Below are 2,922 nucleotides of genomic sequence, written 5' to 3'. Positions count from 1 at the left end.
CGTCGCGCGCGCAGCGCAGCGCGCGCCGGCTTCGAACCGCCGCGGCCATCCGCCGCCTGCGCTCAAGCCGCCGCTTCGTACGGCATCGCCTCGCGCGCCGCGCGCAACGCCAGCGCCCACCAGCGCAGCCGCGCCAGCGCCACGTCCATCGCCCGATGCGTGGCCTGCGGCTCGCGCAGTTCGCCGTCGGCGCCGAACTGGCGCCCGGCATGGACCAGGCAGACGCAGTCGCGCAAGGTCGCCGCGTGCAGTTCGCCGAACACCTGGCGCAGTTGTTCGATCGCGCGCAGCCCGCCGGAACTGGCGCCGTAGCTGACGAACGCGACCGGCTTGGCCCGCCACGGTTCGTAGCAGGCATCGATCAGCGCCTTCAGCGGCGCCGGATAGCCGTGGTTGTACTCGGGCGTGGCGATCAGGAACGCATCGGCCGCGTGCAGGCGCTGGCGCAGCGAGTGCAGCGGCGCCGCGTCGGCGCGGCCCGACAGCGGCCATTGCGCCGGATCGATGAGGTCGGTGTCGAACCCGCCGTGGGCGGCGACGCGGCGCTGCGCCCAGGCGCCGACCACGTCGCAGAAGCGGCCTTCGCGCGCGCTGCCGTAGACCAGCGCGAGACGGAGATTGGAAGCCATGAACGCAAATCCTGCTGGAAACTGCCGGCAGGCTAAGACCTGAACTTTAGTTCAGGTCAAGCGCGATCCATCCGAAGGCTCTATGTAGGAGCGACGCGAGTCGCGACCGCGACACCGCGCCTGCGACGAAAGCGGATTTCCCGATCGCGGCTTGCGCCGCTCCTACAGGACAGCGGCTGCGACCTTTGCCGCGATCAGGCGAGGTTTCGCGGTCGCGACTTGCGTCGCTCCTACAGCTAGCGGCCGCGACCTTCGCCGCGATCAGGCGGCCGCGTCCGCTTCCGGCGTGCGCCGCAGCTTGTAGATCGCCGCGCCCACCAGCAGCGCGATCGCCGCGGCGATCAGGTTCTGCGCGCTGGCGCTGGCCAGCAGCCCCAGCGACAGCACGATCGCGGCGATCGGAATCAGCGGCCCGCCGGGCAGGTGCAGCGCGCCCTCGCGGCCGTGGTGGCGCTTTTGCAGCACCAGCACCGACACCGCGGTGCCGATGTAGGTGCACAGCCGCGCCACCACCGACAGCAGCGCGAGCTGCTGGAACGAGCCGGTCAGCGCCAGCACCAGCGCGATCGCGCCGAGGAACAGCACCGCCCGCGCCGGCGTGTGGAAGCGCGGATGGATCGCGCCGAGCGCGCGCGGCCCGTAGCCGTCGCGCGACAGCGCCAGCAGATAGCGCGGCCCCATCATCACCGTGTTGCTGTTGGTGCCCAGGATCGAGATCGCCGCGCCGACCGTCAGCACCAACGCCAGGCCGGTGCCGCTGAAGTGGGCGGCGGCTTCGGCCAGCGGGCTGGTCGAGGCGGCGATGCCCGGCAGGGTGCCCAGCGCGACCAACTGCACGGTGAAATAGATGATCGTCACCAGCACGATCATGGTCAGCAGCGCGAACGGCACGTCGCGGCGCGGATTGCGGTATTCGCCCGCGGCCGCCGGCAGGTTCTCGAAGCCGGCGTAGGCGAACAGCAGCAGCAGCGCGGCTTCGCCGAGGTGGTCCATCGGCAGCGGCGCATCGCTGCGCAGCAGCGAGGGATCGAAGTAGAACGCGCCGATCGCCACGAACAGCACCAGCGGCACCAGCTTGCCGATCGCCAGCGCCACGCCGGCGCGCGCGGCGGTGCGCACGCCCAGCACGTTGATCAGCACCAGCAGGCCGAGCGAGCCGGCGACGATGAACACGCGCGCCGGCCCGGCCTTGGCCGCCGGCCAGAACAGCGCCACCGCCTCGGCCAGGCCGTTGCTGAGCGAGGCGGCGGTGGAGATGCGGGTCACCAGCAGCATCCAGCCGACCTCGAAACCGGCGAACGGCCCGAACGCTTCGCGCGCATACAGATAGCCGCCGCCGGGCTGATCGAAATAGCTCGCCGCCTGCGCGTAGCACAGCACCAGCAGGGCGACGGCGAAGCCGGCCAGCAGCACCGCCCACAGGCTCGCCGGGCCGAGCAGCATCGCCGCGGTCGCCGGCAGCAGGTAGATGCCGCTGCCGATCACGTCGTTGATCGACAGGCCGACGATCTGCCAGCGGCTGACCGCGCGGACGGTGCCGGAGTCGCCGGCGTCTGGGCCGGATGGGGAAGCGGAAGGGGAGATGACAGGTGCGCGGACGGAAGTCGGCTCGCTCGACGGCTGGCTCAAAACGATGGTCCCCTCGCTCGGTGGCGGGCGGCGCGCGCGGGCGGCCGCAATCGGGCCACCTTAGAGCCAGCGCGGCGCGCACTGCAATGCGCACTGCGGCATGTGCGGCGCCGCCATCGTCATGAGCCGGTCCGGACCCAGGCGCGGCGCGCTGAATCGGCGGCGTTCGTAAACGTTTTGTTGCGTTCAGCCGCGGCGCCGGCGCGCGGCGTGCGAATAGCGATTAAGCGATCACGCTTTGCGCCGCGATCCGGTCGCGGCCTAACGCAGCGCTGTCGCGGGTTGGTTAAAAAAACGTAGCGGCGCCGTGCGCGCCACCGGGTTCGTTCATCGCGATGACGGCAGTGTGCAGCCCGTGCCGTCCCACTTCCCCTGCGGCACGTGCAGCCGGCCGCGGCTGCGGCGGTCCCCCGGTGTTCCCCCGCACCGCGCCGCAGCCGCGGCCGTGGCCCATCCGGCCGCGCCGCGACCCCGAGGCCGGCCGAAAACCATCCGAGGTGCATGCTTCCATGAAGATCGATCTGCGAATCGCCGCTTATGCCGCCATCGTGCTCGGCGCGCTGTCGCTCGCCGCTTGCAAGAGCAAGGGCGAAACCACGCCGGACGCGCCGGCCGCGTCCACGGCCCCGGCGAGCGCGCCGGCCGACGCGGCCGCCGCGCCGCC

Annotated in this window: 2 protein-coding genes; both read right to left on the bottom strand. The window is 71.9% G+C overall.

Features of this window, described 5'->3' with window-relative positions; all coding sequences use genetic code 11:
• Nucleotides 1–62 precede the first annotated feature (62 nt).
• Nucleotides 63–629, bottom strand: coding sequence for an NADPH-dependent FMN reductase (locus tag A7A76_RS01365; RefSeq protein WP_206409508.1), 567 nt, complete (start codon nt 627–629; stop codon nt 63–65).
• A gap of 261 nt (nt 630–890) precedes the next feature.
• Complete coding sequence (locus A7A76_RS01360; protein WP_206409509.1) at nt 891–2,213, bottom strand: amino acid permease; 1,323 nt, start codon at nt 2,211–2,213, stop codon at nt 891–893.
• Nucleotides 2,214–2,922: the final 709 nt, after the last annotated feature.

The sequence above is a fragment of the Lysobacter enzymogenes genome (genome assembly GCF_017168095.1).
Classification (GTDB): domain Bacteria; phylum Pseudomonadota; class Gammaproteobacteria; order Xanthomonadales; family Xanthomonadaceae; genus Lysobacter; species Lysobacter enzymogenes_D.
This window is presented reverse-complemented; position numbering and strand designations above follow the sequence as displayed.

Excerpts from the sequence above, each read along its gene's own strand:
- A7A76_RS01365 (WP_206409508.1), bottom strand. The coding sequence starts at position 629 with ATGGCTTCCAATCTCCGTCTCGCGCTGGTCTACGGCAGCGCGCGCGAA.